At 58.2% G+C, this 15,706-nt stretch carries 16 protein-coding genes and 1 tRNA gene; 8 read left to right on the forward strand and 9 right to left on the reverse strand.

Going from position 1 to position 15,706, the window contains the following annotated elements; all coding sequences use genetic code 11:
• Window positions 1–10 precede the first annotated feature (10 nt).
• From AC2FID_RS03835 to AC2FID_RS03845, 3 genes are read left to right on the forward strand one after another with little or no spacing between them, the layout of a single operon-like run.
• A complete protein-coding gene (locus AC2FID_RS03835) occupies window positions 11–658 on the forward strand; it encodes an ABC transporter ATP-binding protein (protein ID WP_496835470.1) in 648 nt (215 codons plus the stop codon).
• Window positions 655–3,069: an FtsX-like permease family protein gene (locus AC2FID_RS03840; RefSeq protein ID WP_496835472.1), complete on the forward strand. Its 2,415-nt coding sequence runs from the start codon at window positions 655–657 to the stop codon at window positions 3,067–3,069. The genes AC2FID_RS03835 and AC2FID_RS03840 overlap by 4 nt, the downstream gene beginning before the upstream one ends.
• On the forward strand, window positions 3,059–4,099 hold the full coding sequence (locus AC2FID_RS03845) for a lipocalin-like domain-containing protein (RefSeq protein WP_496835474.1): 1,041 nt from the start codon (window positions 3,059–3,061) through the stop codon (window positions 4,097–4,099). Before AC2FID_RS03840 ends, AC2FID_RS03845 begins: the two co-directional genes overlap by 11 nt.
• A 14-nt stretch (window positions 4,100–4,113) precedes the next feature.
• On the opposite strand, the gene AC2FID_RS03850 is transcribed toward AC2FID_RS03845, so the two are convergent.
• From AC2FID_RS03850 to AC2FID_RS03860, 3 genes are all read right to left on the reverse strand, one after another.
• On the reverse strand, window positions 4,114–4,545 hold the full coding sequence (locus tag AC2FID_RS03850; protein WP_058271716.1) for a universal stress protein: 432 nt from the start codon (window positions 4,543–4,545) through the stop codon (window positions 4,114–4,116).
• The gene (locus AC2FID_RS03855; protein WP_282151271.1) at window positions 4,542–7,151 is read right to left on the reverse strand and encodes a TRAP transporter permease; all 2,610 of its coding nucleotides are present in this window, start codon (window positions 7,149–7,151) and stop codon (window positions 4,542–4,544) included. Before AC2FID_RS03855 ends, AC2FID_RS03850 begins: the two co-directional genes overlap by 4 nt.
• A 102-nt stretch (window positions 7,152–7,253) precedes the next feature.
• Window positions 7,254–8,222 carry a TAXI family TRAP transporter solute-binding subunit gene (locus tag AC2FID_RS03860; RefSeq protein ID WP_058271718.1) on the reverse strand — a complete coding sequence of 323 codons (969 nt, stop codon included), beginning with the start codon at window positions 8,220–8,222 and terminating at the stop codon, window positions 7,254–7,256.
• Window positions 8,223–8,611: 389 nt separating this feature from the next.
• Here AC2FID_RS03860 and AC2FID_RS03865 point away from each other — a divergent pair, with 389 nt between their 5' ends.
• Window positions 8,612–10,105, forward strand: a complete 1,494-nt coding sequence (locus AC2FID_RS03865) for a BCCT family transporter (protein WP_496835477.1) — start codon at window positions 8,612–8,614, stop codon at window positions 10,103–10,105.
• Between the two features lie 332 nt (window positions 10,106–10,437).
• Here the strand turns inward: AC2FID_RS03865 and AC2FID_RS03870 are convergent.
• Window positions 10,438–10,523: transfer RNA gene (locus AC2FID_RS03870), tRNA-Leu, on the reverse strand.
• 146 nt (window positions 10,524–10,669) lie between these two features.
• Between AC2FID_RS03870 and AC2FID_RS03875 the strand changes: the two genes are divergently transcribed.
• Both AC2FID_RS03875 and AC2FID_RS03880 read left to right on the forward strand, forming a co-directional pair.
• Window positions 10,670–11,248, forward strand: a complete 579-nt coding sequence (locus tag AC2FID_RS03875) for a YqaA family protein (RefSeq protein ID WP_058278010.1) — start codon at window positions 10,670–10,672, stop codon at window positions 11,246–11,248.
• On the forward strand, window positions 11,245–11,709 hold the full coding sequence (locus tag AC2FID_RS03880; protein WP_496760334.1) for a disulfide bond formation protein B: 465 nt from the start codon (window positions 11,245–11,247) through the stop codon (window positions 11,707–11,709). Before AC2FID_RS03875 ends, AC2FID_RS03880 begins: the two co-directional genes overlap by 4 nt.
• A 6-nt stretch (window positions 11,710–11,715) precedes the next feature.
• On the opposite strand, the gene AC2FID_RS03885 is transcribed toward AC2FID_RS03880, so the two are convergent.
• Window positions 11,716–12,300 (reverse strand): HNH endonuclease, encoded by a 585-nt coding sequence (locus tag AC2FID_RS03885; RefSeq protein ID WP_058278012.1) that lies wholly within the window; start codon window positions 12,298–12,300, stop codon window positions 11,716–11,718.
• Between the two features lie 213 nt (window positions 12,301–12,513).
• Between AC2FID_RS03885 and AC2FID_RS03890 the strand changes: the two genes are divergently transcribed.
• The gene (locus AC2FID_RS03890) at window positions 12,514–13,119 is read left to right on the forward strand and encodes an rRNA large subunit pseudouridine synthase E (protein ID WP_496835478.1); all 606 of its coding nucleotides are present in this window, start codon (window positions 12,514–12,516) and stop codon (window positions 13,117–13,119) included.
• Between the two features lie 31 nt (window positions 13,120–13,150).
• Complete coding sequence (locus AC2FID_RS03895; RefSeq protein WP_108858539.1) at window positions 13,151–13,576, forward strand: VOC family protein; 426 nt, start codon at window positions 13,151–13,153, stop codon at window positions 13,574–13,576.
• 4 nt (window positions 13,577–13,580) lie between these two features.
• Here AC2FID_RS03895 and AC2FID_RS03900 read toward each other — a convergent pair whose 3' ends face one another.
• The 4 genes from AC2FID_RS03900 to AC2FID_RS03915 are packed head-to-tail and all read right to left on the reverse strand — an operon-like array spanning window position 13,581 to window position 15,677.
• Window positions 13,581–13,883 (reverse strand): putative quinol monooxygenase, encoded by a 303-nt coding sequence (locus AC2FID_RS03900; protein WP_496835480.1) that lies wholly within the window; start codon window positions 13,881–13,883, stop codon window positions 13,581–13,583.
• Window positions 13,877–14,380 (reverse strand): GNAT family N-acetyltransferase, encoded by a 504-nt coding sequence (locus AC2FID_RS03905; protein WP_496835482.1) that lies wholly within the window; start codon window positions 14,378–14,380, stop codon window positions 13,877–13,879. The genes AC2FID_RS03900 and AC2FID_RS03905 overlap by 7 nt, the downstream gene beginning before the upstream one ends.
• 2 nt (window positions 14,381–14,382) lie before the next feature.
• On the reverse strand, window positions 14,383–15,048 hold the full coding sequence (locus AC2FID_RS03910) for an alpha/beta hydrolase (RefSeq protein WP_058271726.1): 666 nt from the start codon (window positions 15,046–15,048) through the stop codon (window positions 14,383–14,385).
• Complete coding sequence (locus AC2FID_RS03915; protein WP_496835484.1) at window positions 15,045–15,677, reverse strand: DNA-3-methyladenine glycosylase family protein; 633 nt, start codon at window positions 15,675–15,677, stop codon at window positions 15,045–15,047. The genes AC2FID_RS03910 and AC2FID_RS03915 overlap by 4 nt, the downstream gene beginning before the upstream one ends.
• Between the last annotated feature and the right edge of the window lie 29 nt (window positions 15,678–15,706).

A 15,706-nucleotide genomic window follows, 5' to 3' on the forward strand; every position in this document is an offset into this window, starting at 1 on the left:
GAGGGCGAACATGCTTGTGACATTTGACAAGGTTCAAAAATCCTATCCCGGTGGTCGACCGGTCCTGCGCGACGTGTCATTGTCGCTGGATCGCGGCCAAACGCTAGCCCTGACCGGCGAAAGCGGCAGCGGTAAAAGCACCCTGCTGAACCTTGCTGCTGCATTGGACACTGTGGACAGCGGGGAAATCACACTGGGCGGCGTAGCCCTGTCGCAACTGGATGATCCGGGCCGGGCCGCCCTGCGCCGCACGTCCTTGTCGCTGGTGTTTCAACAATTTAACCTGATCCCATCTTTGACAGCAGGTCAAAACCTGTCGTTTCATGCCCGGTTGGCCGGATGCCACGACCCCGATTGGTGCGCCCATCTGGCCCAGCGGCTGGGCCTTTCCGATCTGCTTGATCGATATCCCGAGAACCTGTCGGGCGGGCAACAACAGCGCGTTGCCATCGGTCGTGCCATGGCCGCCCGGCCCAAATTGCTACTGGCGGATGAACCTACGGGAAACCTGGACGAAACAGCCAGCGCCACCGTTCTTGACCTCATGTTGGCTCTTGTTGCGGATACCGGGGCCGCGCTGCTTTTGGTCACCCATTCGCACGAGATTGCGGCCCGTTTGGATCGGCGTGTGCATCTGTCTGGCGGGCTTATCGCATGACGCTGACCGTCATTCAGGCGCTGGCCTCTCATTGGCGGGCACACCGGCTGCAACTGGCGACCCTGCTGATCGGCCTGGCCCTTGCGACCGGTCTTTGGTCGGCGGTGCAGGCCATCAATGCCGAAGCCCGCGCCAGCTATGAACGGGCCGCTGATCAACTGGCGCTAGGTCGGTTTGACGAATTGCACAACCCCGTCGGTCCAATCCCACTGTCGCGTTACGTCGAGCTGAGGCGCGCGGGCTGGCAGGTTGCTGCGGTACTGGAAGGCCCATTGCGGGTTCAGGGTCAGACATTACGGGTCCTTGGCGTTGATATGGTGGCCTATCCCGCCCTGCCCGCCGTCACGCAGATGGAACAAAGCGGCACGCCACCCAACCCTGCCGATATGTTGACCGCGCCGGGGCGACTGCTGACGACCCCGGTTTTGGAGCCGCTATTGGCCGGCCAGACCGGTTTGCCTCCGATCCTGATCAGCGATGCCTTACCGCCCGATCTGATCCTGACCGACATCGGTGTTGCCGAGACGTTGCTGAAGAAGCCGGGAGAGATTTCGCACCTGATCATTTTACCGGATCAGCCCGGTTCAATTCCACCGCTGTCGACTATTGCCCCCGAACTGGAGCGGGTCCCGGCACAGGAACAACTGGATACCGCACAACTGACCGACAGTTTTCACCTGAACCTGTCCGCCTTTGGCCTGCTGTCCTTTGCGGTGGGTCTGTTCATCGTGCACGGAACCGTGGGCCTGGCCTTTGCCCAGCGGCGCGGCATGATCCGGACCCTGCGCGCTTTGGGCGTTTCGATGCGGCGGCTGGTTTGGCTGATCATGGCTGAGCTTTCCGTGCTGGCGATTGTCGGCGGAGTACTCGGTTTGGTGCTTGGCTTTTTCCTCGCAGGCGCGCTGTTGCCGGATGTGGCTGCAAGTTTGCGTGGACTTTACGGCGCACCTGTCAGCGGCCAGATCTCATTGCAACCACAATGGGCACTGTCCGGGTTGGCGATGGCTTTGGTTGGCACTTTTCTGGCCAGCGGACACGCCTTGTATCGCCTGTCGCGAATGCCGATCCTAAGCGGCGCAGGCTTGCAGGCCTGGCGTAGCACAGCTTCGGGTAGCTGGGTCGTCGCCCTTGCTGGTGTCGCCGCTATTGTCGGGGGCATCCTAGCCCTGCTGTTGTTCGGAGGGTTGGAGGCCGGTTTCGTCATGGTCGCCGGGTTGCTGGTCGGGTCTGCGTTAGTATTGCCCTATGCCTTGTCGCGCGTCTTGATCCTGTTTCAGCGTTCAGCGAAAGGGCCAATAGCCCAATGGGTCTGGTCGGACATGCGCGCCCAACTGCCGGGCTTATCTTTGGCGCTGATGGCCCTGTTGCTGGCGCTTGCCGCGAATATCGGCGTAGGCACGATGGTTTCCAGCTTTCGGTTGACCTTTACCGGCTGGCTGGACCAGCGCCTTACATCCGAGCTCTACGTCACCGCTGCCACCGATCAGCAGGGTAAGGACATCGCGGAATGGCTGAACCCGCAGGTAGATGCCATCTTGCCGATCCGAAGCGTTGAACTGGCGAAATCGTCGGGGCCTCTGTTTCTCTATGGTATCATCGACGATCAGACTTATCGTGAGAAATGGCCGCTTATCAGCACCTCGGAACGTGTTTGGGACCGGGTCCACGACGGAACCGCTGTGCTGATCAACGAACAACTTGCCCGCCGGGAAAACCTTTGGCCTGGCGACTCTTTGGCCATCACACCCGCCGACACGATGACCATCGCAGGTGTCTATTCGGACTATGGCAACCCAACCGGTCAGGCCATCGTTTCTATGGCCCAACTTGATCAGATCGCGCCCGGCGCTGAGGCGCGCCGATTTGGCATTCGTGTCGCGCCTTATCGGGCCACGGATCTGGCCCAGGCCTTGCGCGAGCAGTTCGACCTGCCCCGCCGAGCAGTCGTCCAGCAAGCTGCAATGAAGGCGCAATCCATGCAGGTGTTCGAAAAGACCTTCGTTGTTACCTCGGCCTTGAACATCCTGACGCTAGGGGTTGCAGGGTTCGCCATTCTGACCAGCCTGCTGACGTTGTGGACGCAGCGCCTGCCGCAAATTGCGCCCGTCTGGGCGCTCGGGCTGACACGTGCAGAACTGGCCCGGCTTGAACTTTTGCGCAGCGTGCTGCTGGCCGCTTTGACCGCCTTGCTGGCTCTGCCGCTGGGGTTGGCTTTGGCGTGGACCTTGCTGACTGTCATCAACGTAGAGGCGTTTGGCTGGAGGCTGCCGATGTACCTGTTCCCTGTCGACTGGGTTTATCTGTTGGGTTTGACCCTGCTTGCGGCAACCGTTGCCGCGGCCCTGCCTGCCGCCCGTTTGCTGCGCCTGCCGCCTGCGGATCTACTGAAGGTGTTTGCCAATGAACGTTAGGATCTGGCTGATCGTCTTGCTGCTGGCCGTGCCGGGCATTGCCCGCGCACAGGGATACGCAGGCATGGGCGGTTCGGCTGAAGGGTTCACTGTGCCCCAGCCGGAGTATGCGTTTCAATTCCCGCAGGATCATGGCCCCCACCCGGACTACCGGATCGAGTGGTGGTATCTGACAGCAAACCTGAAAGGTGAAGACGGGCGCGATTACGGTATCCAGTGGACCCTGTTTCGGTCGGCACTGAAACCGCATGAGGTCAAGGGATGGCAAAGCCCACAGATATGGATGGGCCATGCTGCGGTGACCACGCCCGACAAACACTATTTCGCGGAGCGTCTGTCGCGCGGCGGCATCGGTCAGGCAGGGGTTACGGCAGCGCCATTCGAGGCTTGGATCGACGAATGGCACATGCGCGGGTCAGACCCAAACGCGGTCAGCCTCTCTGCGAACGGTGCGGATTTCGGCTATGACCTAAAGCTCGAAGCCAACGGGCCGTTCGTTTTTCACGGCGAGGACGGATATTCGGTGAAATCCGGCGACGGGCAAGCCAGCTATTACTATTCCCAGCCGTTTTACGAGGTACAAGGCGTTTTGCGGCTGCCAGATGGCGACGTGGCGGTCAACGGACAAGGCTGGCTGGACCGCGAATGGTCATCACAACCTTTGGCCGCAGATCAAAGCGGCTGGGATTGGTTCTCGCTCAGCTTTGACAATGGCGACAAGATGATGGCTTTTCGGTTACGCGGCGACCGAGGTGATTTCACCGCGGCAACGTGGATCGCCGCCGATGGTACGACGACTGCGATCCCCGATGGTTCGGTCGCGTTCGAGCCGCTGACGACCGCGCCCGTTGCTGGCCGCGACGTACCTGTCAGATGGCGCGTCACATTGCCTGACCGGGATTTGGACGTCGAGGTATCAGCGCTGACACCCAACGCGTGGATGGCCACCCGGTTTGAATACTGGGAAGGTCCCGTCCAGATCAGCGGTAGCCATTCCGGACGGGGATATCTTGAGATGACAGGGTACTGATCCGCCCAATTTTCTTAGCGCACCACGTAGACAGAGACGTCTGAATGCCGCACGACCCGTGCAGCATTCGGGCCCAGCAGATAATCTTTCAAGTCGGGTTTGTGCGCACCGATCACGATCAGATCGCTACCAGCACTGTCCGCAGTTTTCAGGATTTCCTGATAGGCAGTACCCGTCGCGACCACGTGGCGGATCTTTTCATTCCGATCTGCCCCCAGTGTGGACACACACATCTCGGCCAGTTTGGTGTGCGCCTCTTCCAGCGCCTTGTCGTGAAAATCACTTTCGAAAAAGCCGGACACCCAGCTTTCTCCGAAATCCGGCAGGACCGTCACCACATCCAGTTGAGCACCTTCCTGATCGGCCAGCTTCGCAGCTTTCTTCAGGACATGCGTATCAAGATCGCCGTTGCTGATATCGACGGCGCAGAGAACAGCGTTTGTCATGCGGTCACCTCTTGTCTGGCGGCGCGGCCGCGCTGAAGGAAAGCGATCAGTCCCAGCAAGAGCATTGCCGGAATGTAGATCAACTGTTTCGGTGGCTGACTGGCGGGCAAGCTGACCGAGGTCAGGCGCACTGCCTCATCCCCGTAGTAGTCGAAGATATCCAAGTCATCCGCGACAGGTGTCCCGAACAATGGCTCTTCGAGTTTGACCAACCCGTCTTCTTCAAGCAGCAGCAAGCCCATCGCGTCGACACGCGCTTGCCCGCCCTCTTCGCTGCCAACGGGAACAACAACCGTCGTGTCCGTCATCTCAAGCGTGTCAAAGTCTGGCCCGCTGATGACCATGCGCACCTCGGTACCCGGAGGTGTTTCGCCGATGGTCTCCACAAACGCAGCAGGCTCGACCGAGGTAAACGGCGGCGCGATGCGGTTCATGAAGAAGTCGGGCCTGAACAGCGCGAACGCCACAAGGATCAGCGCGATGCTTTCATAGATGCGGCTGCGGGTCAGGAAGTACCCCATTGTGCCGGCTGTGAAGACGAGGATGGCGATTGTCGCAAATATCGCCACGGTTATGCCTTCGACCCACGTCACATCGATCAGCAGCAGGTCCGTGTTGAAGATGAACACGAACGGCAAGGCCACGGTGCGCAGGCTGTAAAAGAACGCAATGAAACCGGTTTTGATTGCGTCACCACCGGATACTGCAGCGGCCGCAAAGCTCGCCAATCCAACCGGCGGGGTCACGTCAGCCATGATCCCAAAGTAAAAGACGAACAGGTGCACTGCGATCAACGGAACGATAAGTCCGCTTTGCGCACCCAGCTCAACAACCACACCAGCCATCAGCGAACTGACCACAATATAGTTTGCGGTGGTCGGCAGGCCCATGCCCAGGATCAGGCTCAGCAGGCCGACCATAATCAGCATCAGGATTAGGTTGCCGCCTGACAGGAACTCAACCAGGTCGGCCATCACTTGTCCGACACCAGTCAGCGTCACAGTGCCCACGATGACGCCGGCTGTTGCCGTTGCCAGCGCGATACCAATCATGTTCCGCGCGCCGTCGATCATGCCCTGCCAAAGGTCAGCGACACCATCAATGAACGTGTTGTAGACGTTGCTTTGCCCGCGGAATATCGCCTTGAGCGGCTTCTGCGTCAGCAGGATCACGAAGAGCAGCGTCGTGGCCCAGAAAGCCGACAGACCCGGTGACTTCTGCTCGATCATCAAGAAGTAGACCAGCACGATAATCGGCAACAGGTAGTGCAGCCCAGCTTTGTAGATGTCGGCAATGATCGGCAAGGTCACTTCCTTGGCGTTTGGATCGTCCGGCTCAAGATCCGGCACCTGAGCGGCCAGATACAGCAGTGCCACATAGATGGCACAGATGATCAGGCTGAGGACCAGCCCAGCCGATGACGGCACCCAGTTTGTCACCGCTTCGACCGGGAATTGAGAACCGTAGCACAGCCCGGCAAAGACCAGGAAGAAGGACAACATACCGACAACTGTGCGCGCCAGCTTTACGTCGCGGTCGCCCAGCGTGGGCATGTTCCGCTTCACGGCCTCAAGGTGCACGATGTAGACCAGCGCGATGTAGGAAATCGCGGCAGGCAGGAAGGCGTGGGTGATCACCTCGACATATGAGATGCCCACATATTCGACCATCAGGAAGGCCGCGGCCCCCATCACCGGGGGCATGATTTGCCCGTTCACGGATGAGGCAACCTCGACCGATCCGGCTTGTTCGCTGCTGAACCCAACACGCTTCATCAGCGGTATGGTGAATGTACCCGTTGTCACAACATTGGCGATGGACGAACCCGAGATCAGGCCGGTCGCGGCCGAACCCACGACGGCCGCCTTGGCAGGACCACCACGCAGGTGCCCCAAGGCACCGAAAGCCATCTTGATAAAGTAGTTCCCTGCCCCGGCCTTATCCAGCAAGGCCCCGAACAGAACGAACAGGAAAACGAATTTGGTCGAAACCCCAAGCGCGATGCCAAACACGCCCTCGGACGTGATCCACATATGGCTCATCGCCTTTTTCAGGCTTGCGCCTTTCCAGCGAATAACCTCGGGAACCCAATCAGAGGATCCGAAAAACACATATACCAGAAAGATCGTCGCAATGATCGCCATTGCGGGGCCAAGCGCACGACGCGCGGCCTCGAACAACAACAGCAGACCAACCAGGGCGACCCATTTGTCGGTGTCATCCGCAAGACCGCCTGCATCGACGATCTTGTTGTAAAAGAAATAGCCATACAGCGCGACAAACGCGCCCAGCAGCCCCATGATCCAATCCTGAACCGGGATATAGTTGCGCGGGCTTGATTTCAGCGCCGGATAGGCTGCAAAGGCCAGAAACAACGCAAAGGCCAGGTGAAACTGCCGCGCGTTGTTCACAACGCTGCCGGGCAGCACATAGTTCGCAAGTGGCGAGGCCAGGACGACCTGAAAGATCGACCAGATCGCGGCTACCACGGCCAGGAATATCCCGACATTACCGACCGGATTACGTCCACCCGCATCGGATGAGGCCACAAGATCCTGTAGCTCTTCTTCGGATAGCGGACGATTGGATTGTGTGTCGGAACTCATGAAATGTCTCCCCGTCGCGGCCATTTTTGGCCTTCTGATCCACCCGATTTGTTCGGGTTTGGGTCGCAGGGCGCCCGTTGGGCACCCTGCTTTAGGTCTGGTTTACTGAACCCAGCCTTTTTCTTTGTAGTACTTCTCGGCACCCGGATGCAGCGGAGCCGACAGGCCGTCTGCAATCATCTCTTCGGGCTTGAGGTTGGCAAATGCAGGGTGCAGCTTTTTGAAATCGTCGAAGTTCTCGAAGACCGAGCTGACAACGGCATAAACCGCGTCATCTGACACGTCTGCCGAGGTCACAAACGTCGCGCCCACACCAAAGGTCGAGGTGTCGCCATCCGAACCACGGTACATGCCACCGGGGATTGTTGCGGTACGGTAGAACGAGTTGTCGTCAACCAGCTTGCTGACGGCGTCGCCGCTGACGTTCACCAGAACCGAGTCACAGGCTGTAGTCGCTTCCTGGATCGAGCCCGACGGGTGACCAACGGTGTAAACCATCGCGTCGATCTGGTTGTCACACAGAGCCGCCGACTGTTCAGCCGCTTTCAGCTCGGTCGCCAGTTCGAAATCGTCGGTGGTCCAACCCATTTCGCCCAGCAGGACTTCCATCGTGCCGCGCTGACCGGAACCGGGGTTACCGATGTTGACGCGCTTGCCCTTCAGGTCCTCGAAGTTGGTGATGCCGGAATCGGCACGTGCAACAACGGTGAACGGTTCGGGGTGTACCGAGAAGACGGCGCGCAGGTTTTCGAAGGGGCCAGCCTCTTCGAATTTCGAGCTGCCGTTATAGGCGTGGTACTGCCAGTCGGACTGGGCAACACCAAACTCCAGTTCGCCTTCGCGAATGGTGTTGATGTTGTAGACCGAACCACCGGTCGACTCGACCGAGCAACGCACGCCGTGCTCTTTACGGCCTTTGTTCACCAGACGGCAGATCGCGCCACCAGTCGGATAGTACACGCCGGTCACACCGCCGGTACCAATGGTGATAAACTCTTCTGCATAAGCGGCCGGAGCCATAAGAGCTGCGGTAACGACCGCGCCCAGGCTAAGCTTGCTGCTATTTTTCATTTTTGAGAACTCCCAACTCTTATTGTGGATGAGAGACAGTTCAGCGGCCCCCATCCAGGGACCCTGCCGGTACGGCAAGCGAACCCGTCTTGCAACGGGTCAAGCATCTGAAATTTAAAAGTCTCCCAACGCCTTTGACGTTTCATTCAGACACTCCGCTTGTCAACCCCTGCGCGGGGTATGAAGGCCCCGATCCGCAGATGTGAGGAGATTTCCGAAAGTTTCCCCCTTTAACGGGGCGGTTTTGCACAGATCGGCATCACTGGGCCGGATCATGAGAAACCGCGCCAGCTAAATATCCAAAAACACTTTGAAAGTTTGGATTCCGCAACCTAGGCTTGGCCAAACGACCCGATGTTTCATGAATTTACGCGGAAGGGTTCTGGACAGTGGACGGCAAATCACCCAGTCCGATGCTTGTGATCGCCCTAGCCCTTAGTGCGGCCATCGCAATCTGGGGCATTGCTGACCCGCAAGGCCTGGGTCGCATTGCTGCATCGGCGGTTGAGACGCAATTCAACAGCCGCGGCTGGTTCATCATGCTTGAGGTCAGCGGGCTTTTGTTTGTGGTCCTCTTTCTGGCCCTGTCACGGTTTGGAGATATCCGCCTTGGCCCTGACACAGCCGAACCAGAGTTTTCAACGACCGCGTGGATCGCGATGCTATTCGCCGCAGGGATGGGTGTCGGTCTACTGTTCTATGGCGCAGCCGAGCCGCTGACCCACTACGAAGTGCTGCGTCAATACAATAGCGACGCAGAAGCGGCCAGTTATGCGATGTTCGTGACCTACTTGAACTGGGGATTCCACGCCTGGGCGATTTACGGAATCGTCGGATTGGTCATCGCCTACTTTGCCTATCGCCGAAATCGCACTTTGTTACTAAGTGCCCCAGTCACCGACGCACTTGGTGAAGCAGGATGGACAAAAGCGCTGGGGTGGGTTTTCGACTTGCTCTCGATCGTCGCAATTGCCGTCGGGTTGGCGGGCTCAATGGCAATGGGGGTATTTCAGATCCAAACCGGATTGGCAGGCCTGTTGGGTATAGAAACCCCAGGCGTGCTGACTCTGCCCGTTTTTGCCGCGCTTTGTATTGCATTCATCATACCGTTGCGTCGCGATCTGGGCGACGGAATGGCCCTACTGTCCAACGCAGCAATGCTGATCGCCGTCGGGATGATGGTCTATCTTCTGGTGCTGGGTCCCACATCTTATCTGATGGATGGCATCGTTTCGGGATTCGGACGCTATCTGTTCGGTGTCCTACCCGCAGGATTCTCGACCGCGGAATTCTTCGACGACCTCTTGGTCGACTGGTTCCACGGCTGGACGCTGAACTATATGATCTGGTGGCTTGCTTGGTCACCTTTCGTGGGCATTTTTATCGCCCGGATTTCCCGCGGACGCACGATCCGAGAGTTTCTGATCGGAGTCGTCGTCACCCCTACACTTTTCTCTATCCTGTGGTTCGGCGTTTTTGGCGGCTTGGGTTTTTTCGATGCTTTGCGTCAGGACGGAGCCTTATCAGCCGTCAACGCAGAGAACCTTGACGCAACAACATTTGCGTTGCTTGAGCGCTTCCCGCTAGATGGCATCACAAGAATAGCAACAATCCTGGCCGCGTTCCTGTTCGTGGTTACCAGCGTCGTAAGCGCCGGGTTCACCCTTGCGATGATAGGAACCGGAGGCGACGACAACCCCTCCCCCCGAATTCGTACGATTTGGGGCATTATCCTTGGCGCGTTAGGGATGGCGATGATTCTGGTGGGCGATATCTCTCTGGTAAGGTCCATAATAGCGCTGTCAGCCATCGCCTTCGTGTTTATCGTGCCAATTATTGTTGTCTGTCTGTTCAAACGTCTGGCGCAGGAGGACCGATCATGAGTGGCCAACTGATCGACACCGCACTGAACCTAAGCGTTTTCGCCTATGTTGGGTTTCTGGCGTGGCTGATCCTGCGACGCAGTAAGTGAGCGCAGAAACTGGGATTGGATTCGGCATGAACAACCCTAGTTTGTTCGCTTTTTCCTGAGTTTGCCGGAAAACTTGCCCGAAAAAGCTGCGCGCAATCCGGAACTTAGATTGTCGCCAAGCTTTCCAACGACCGTCAAAACCCCGACATTTTCGGTACCGGACCAAAAGTGGCAACATGAGCATTCGAAATGCCAAAAAAGAAAAAACAGAGAGCAGGTTACCCTAACTCTCTGTTTTTACCTTGGTACCCAAGGCCGGACTCGAACCGGCACGTCCGTTAGGACGGGGGATTTTGAATCCCCTGCGTCTACCATTCCGCCACTTGGGCCACGAACACTGGATTAGCGCTCATAATCGGGAAGGTCCAGAGGCAAAAAACAACCGATATTCAGTTTGTTTTCTTCAGGCACGGTTGACGACCCATCAGGCGCATGGTTTGGCTGACGCAACAAGAGAACGGGATTTTAGCATCTGATGTTGCGATCGCTCTATGACTGGACCATTCGTCTGGCCGAACACCCGCACGCGCTTTGGGCTCTGGCCATTGTGGCATTTGTCGAAAGCTCGTTCTTTCCGATTCCCCCGGACGTTCTGATGATTCCCATGATTCTTGCGCGCCCGTCGCGCGCCTGGCTGATCGCGACGGTCGCCCTGGTGGCGTCGGTGCTGGGAGGCATGCTGGGTTATGCGATCGGCGCGTTCTTCTATGAAAGCATCGGCCAACCCATCCTCGAATCCATGGGCAAAGCGCATGCCATGGAAGAGTTCAACACCAAGTTCAACGACTTCGGATTCTGGGCCGTGCTGGGCGCAGGGATTACCCCATTCCCGTATAAGGTAATCACCATCATGTCCGGTTGGACGGGCATGCCGCTGGGCACATTCATCGCCACGTCGATTCTGGCCCGCGCGCTCAGGTTCTTTGTTGTTGCCGGGCTGCTTTGGGGCTTTGGTGAACCCATTCGCAACTTCATCGAAAAGCGTCTGGGGCTTATGTTCACTCTGTTTGTCATCCTGCTGTTCGGTGGGTTCTTAGCGGTGAAGTTCTTATGACACGCAAAAAACTGTTGATCCTGATAGCGGCTGGCGGTTCTGCTGCACTCTTGCTGGGCGCGTGGGCGTTTCAACACCTGGGCGGTATGACCCCGTGCAAAATGTGCATCTGGCAACGCTATCCCCACGGCGCGGCTGTTCTGATTGGCGTGTTGGCCTTTGCCTTTCCAGGCATTCGCCCCCTGCCGCTTTTGGGTGCGGTTGCCGCGATGGTGACTGCCGGGATTGGCATGTACCACGCAGGCGTCGAGCAGAAATGGTGGGAAGGTCCAACCAGCTGCACGTCGGGCGATATTGGCGGATTGTCCGCTGAGGAGCTTATGGATCAGATCATGTCCGCGCCGCTTGTGCGCTGTGATGATATCCCGTGGGAGATGTTCGGCCTGTCGATGGCCGGGTGGAACGCTGTGTTATCGGCTGGTCTGGTTTTAGTCTGGTTGGCCGCGTTCCGCGCAAAATAAACTTTACTACGCGTCCAGTTCGGCATCCCAATACAGAAAGTCGATCCAGCTGTCATGCAGGTGGTTCGGGGGGAACTTGCGCCCGATGTTTCGCAGCGCCTCGGCATCTGGCTGACGCGGCGGTTTGCGCAGCGACATGCCCGCCTGCCGCAGCGACTTCGATCCCTTCCTCAGGTTGCAGGGGCTGCACGCCGCCACAACGTTCTGCCAACTGGTCACACCCCCGGCAGCCCGCGGAACAACATGGTCAAAGGTCAGGTTGTCCCGGCTTCCACAATACTGGCAGCGGAACTCGTCCCTTAAAAATAAATTAAAGCGCGTGAAGGCCACGCGCTTTCTGGGTTTTACATAGTCTTTGAGGACAACGACCGACGGTATTCGGATCTCGGTACTGGGGCTTCGGACGACCTCGTCGTATTCGGCCACGATATCCACCCTGTCCAGCCAGGCCGCCTTGATCGCTTCTTGCCAGGGCCACAGGGACAGTGGGTAATAGGATAAGGGGCGATAATCGGCGTTCAAAACCAATGCCGGATGGTGCTTTAGGGCACCCGGTTCCCTGACAAATTCGGTCCTGAATTCTCCGTCCATATCGGAATCGCTCCTCGCTCTGCTCTGCCCGTTATTGACACCAGAGCGGGGAACACCCGCCCCGGCCTTAACTCAACTATATATCGTGTTAAAACTCTGACAAGCCCTGAGTTTCCACAACATCTCGGGTATTGAGTATGCCTGCTCCGTAACAAAGACGTGACAGTTATCCACAGGTTGCGTTCTCTGCCTCTGGCAGGCTATGGCGGGATCATGAGCTGGTTCATACGATTCAACAAACCCTTCGAAGTGTTGCCGCAGTTTACCGACCGCGCAAATGCAGAGACACCGCGCAGCACTTTGTCGGATTTCATCGACCTGCCCGGTGTGTATCCGGCTGGGCGGCTGGATCGCGACAGCGAGGGTCTGATGCTGCTGACTGACAACGGCCGGCTGCAGGCGCAAATATCGGACCCCAAGCACAAGATGCCCAAAACCTATTGGGTTCAGGTGGAAGGTTCACCCGATGCTGCCGCCCTGAAGGCTCTGCGCGACGGGATTGATCTGAAGGACGGACCGACGCGCCCGGCCAAGGCCCGGTTGATGGATGAGCCCGAAGGCCTGTGGCCACGAAACCCACCTATCCGCGTCCGCCAAACTATACCGGATAGCTGGATCGAGCTGACCTTGCGCGAAGGCCGCAACCGGCAGGTTCGACGCATGACGGCAGCGGTCGGTCATCCCACCCTGCGCCTGATCCGCGCCCGGATCGGGGACTATACACTGGAGGGGTTGGAGCCCGGCCAATGGGACAGCCTGACAGCCCCTACATTGGATTCCGCGCCGCAACGAAAACGGGACCGCCGACCGCGCAGGTGACAAAAACGTCCTTTTGTGATAGGGTTAAGGCATGAAAGTCACCCGAAGCACACCATCCCCAGGGGGGATCCTTGAGGCCGCGCTTTATGTTGGCGATCTGGACGCGGCTGAACGATTCTATGGTGAAATATTGGCGTTAGAGTGTATTCAACGCGTCGCGAACCGGCATGCGTTTTTCCGCATCGGCGGATCGGTGTTGTTGCTGTTCAACGCTGATGAGACGGCAAAACCGCCGGAAAATCCGAACCTGCCCGTCCCGCCGCATGGCGCACGCGGGCCCGGTCACGTCTGCATGACTTTATCGCGGACAGAGATAGACGAAATGCGCAAGCATCTACTGGAGTGGAACATCCCCATAGACGCCGAGTTCGATTGGCCAAGCGGGGCACGATCGCTGTATGTTCGGGACCCCGCCGGGAACTCGGTGGAATTCGCTGAAGGTCACCTGTGGGACTGAGACCCTAGCGCAGCGGTTGCCTTTCTCCCCCGACAATTCTGTAGATGTCGCTCGAAACAACGCCCACTTCGCCCAGAACAGCTTGAAACTCGGCCATATGCGGGGCAGCGAAATGCGCCTCGAGCGCGGCCTGATCCTGCCATTCTTCATACACGCGGAACTTGTTGGATTGCCCGAGTATCTGGCTGAATTCATAGATCAGGCAGCCGGACTCTTTTACGGTCTCGGCGACCATTTTCTGAGCGGCCTCAATGGCTTTGTCGACACTATCTAGCGACACTTCAACCGTTCCGGTGACAATCAGCATGTCGTTTCCTTCATCAATTCAAACCGTTTCGAAATCCTGTCGACTGGCGTTCCGTCTTGCAGAGAAACAGCATATGTGACCGAGTAGTCGCGGAAACCCATCTTGTCGTAATAGCTAAGCCCCTGCCGGTTGTCGGCCCGGATCGTCGCGTTGAGCGCGCTGAACCCAAGGGCCGCAGCGTAGGTCGTGGTTTCAGAGAACAACGCCCGCCCTGCCCCTTTCAACACCGGCTCTCGCCGGGTGAAAGTCGCTATATCCGCGCAATCTTCCGGCAGGTTCTCATTCGTGCCAAGCCATTGAAACCCGGCCACCTCGCCCTGTTCATCAAGGGCAACGAGGCAACAGATTTTGTCTGCGCCATTCAGGTAGACTTGGGCAAACAGCGCCTCGGAAAACGGTGTTTCAAACGCGGTCGTCCCGCCGATAGCAATGATTTCATTGAGAATCCGACAGGCAACTGCCACATCCTCAGGCATCATGGGACGGACCGCGATCATCGCTACAGGCTCAGCTTGTCGCGCATAAAGGCCAGCGCGACACTAAGACCGTCCGGGGCAATCCCGTGGCCGGTGCCTTTCATGACATGCGCATATACTTCTTTGAAATCTGCAGCCTGCAGTGCTTCGGCAGCTTCGGGCAACGATTGTGGTGGAACCACGTCGTCGGCATCACCATGCACCAAAAGGATCGGCATTCGGCTGACGGTTTCGTCGGGCAGCAGGTCCGGTTCCAACAACCGGCCAGAGAACGCAACAATCCCAGCCACCGGGTCTTCGCGGCGCGGCGCGACGTACAGGCTCATCATCGTACCTTGCGAGAACCCAAACAGGACCACCTGCTCGGGCAGCACATCTTCATCCACCATCAGGGCATCAAGGAAAGCGTTGAAATCGTCGGCGGCCATTTCCATGCCACGGCGTGCTTCTTCTTCGGACGACCCGTCAATCCACGGGATCGGGAACCACTGATATCCGTTGGGCATTCCGGGAATCTGTTCCGGCGCATCGGGTGACACAAACAACGTGTCGGGCAGATGTTCCCCCAGCGGATCGGCCAACCCCAGCAAATCGGCCCCGTTGGCGCCATAGCCGTGCACGAACACCACGACCGAGCGTGTATCGCCCGAAACCGGCTCTTTTCGGAGCGCATTCAAAACCCGTGTCATCTGATCCCTTCTCGTTCTTTTGCCACCCGGTAATAGGCCCACAAAACCCGCGCCGCAACCGACCGCCAGGGCGACCAGGCTTCGGCCATCTGGCGCAGCTGTTTGTCGGTCGGCCGATCGGGCAAATCATAGAGGATGCGCGCAGCCTCTTGCAGCGCCAGATCGCCCGGCGCGATCACGTCAGCGCGGCCGAGCGAAAACATGGCGTAGATCTCGGCGGTCCAGACGCCAATACCCGACACCTCGGTCAGGATCGCCACTACGTCATCGTTTGAAACGTCCCGCAAGGCTTTGTAGTCAACGCGCGCCTCAGCCAAAGCGCGGGCGTAGCGGATTTTTTGCCGGCTTAACCCAACTGCACGCAGATCATCGTCGGTGGCCCACATGATTTTGCGCGGGCCGGTCAGTTTCGCATCCTTCAACCGGTTCCAGATCGCATTGGCCGAGGCCACACTCACCTGCTGACTGACTATGGCGCTAAGCAGTTGCGCAAACCCGTCCGGGCGACGGCGCAAGGGCAGCGGACCGGTCTGTTCCATCGCATAAGCCATGCGCGGGCAGCTTTCGGCCAGCCACGTCGCGCCTTCTTCCACACAGTCGGGTGTTTCTATGATCCGTCCAACGGACATGTGCTCTCCGGCCTCGATGATCGACTGCA

The organism is Ruegeria sp. CDSC068 (assembly GCF_059610545.1).

Bases quoted from the DNA above. Each gene is read 5' to 3' on its own strand.
- AC2FID_RS03835 (WP_496835470.1), top strand. From the start codon at position 11: ATGCTTGTGACATTTGACAAGGTTCAAAAATCCTATCCCGGTGGTCGA.
- AC2FID_RS03840 (WP_496835472.1), top strand. From the start codon at position 655: ATGACGCTGACCGTCATTCAGGCGCTGGCCTCTCATTGGCGGGCACAC.
- AC2FID_RS03845 (WP_496835474.1), top strand. From the start codon at position 3,059: ATGAACGTTAGGATCTGGCTGATCGTCTTGCTGCTGGCCGTGCCGGGC.
- AC2FID_RS03850 (WP_058271716.1), bottom strand. From the start codon at position 4,545: ATGACAAACGCTGTTCTCTGCGCCGTCGATATCAGCAACGGCGATCTT.
- AC2FID_RS03855 (WP_282151271.1), bottom strand. From the start codon at position 7,151: ATGAGTTCCGACACACAATCCAATCGTCCGCTATCCGAAGAAGAGCTA.
- AC2FID_RS03860 (WP_058271718.1), bottom strand. From the start codon at position 8,222: ATGAAAAATAGCAGCAAGCTTAGCCTGGGCGCGGTCGTTACCGCAGCT.
- AC2FID_RS03875 (WP_058278010.1), top strand. From the start codon at position 10,670: ATGTTGCGATCGCTCTATGACTGGACCATTCGTCTGGCCGAACACCCG.
- AC2FID_RS03880 (WP_496760334.1), top strand. From the start codon at position 11,245: ATGACACGCAAAAAACTGTTGATCCTGATAGCGGCTGGCGGTTCTGCT.
- AC2FID_RS03885 (WP_058278012.1), bottom strand. From the start codon at position 12,300: ATGGACGGAGAATTCAGGACCGAATTTGTCAGGGAACCGGGTGCCCTA.
- AC2FID_RS03890 (WP_496835478.1), top strand. From the start codon at position 12,514: ATGAGCTGGTTCATACGATTCAACAAACCCTTCGAAGTGTTGCCGCAG.
- AC2FID_RS03895 (WP_108858539.1), top strand. From the start codon at position 13,151: ATGAAAGTCACCCGAAGCACACCATCCCCAGGGGGGATCCTTGAGGCC.
- AC2FID_RS03900 (WP_496835480.1), bottom strand. From the start codon at position 13,883: ATGCTGATTGTCACCGGAACGGTTGAAGTGTCGCTAGATAGTGTCGAC.
- AC2FID_RS03905 (WP_496835482.1), bottom strand. From the start codon at position 14,380: ATGATCGCGGTCCGTCCCATGATGCCTGAGGATGTGGCAGTTGCCTGT.
- AC2FID_RS03910 (WP_058271726.1), bottom strand. From the start codon at position 15,048: ATGACACGGGTTTTGAATGCGCTCCGAAAAGAGCCGGTTTCGGGCGAT.
- AC2FID_RS03915 (WP_496835484.1), bottom strand. From the start codon at position 15,677: ATGTCCGTTGGACGGATCATAGAAACACCCGACTGTGTGGAAGAAGGC.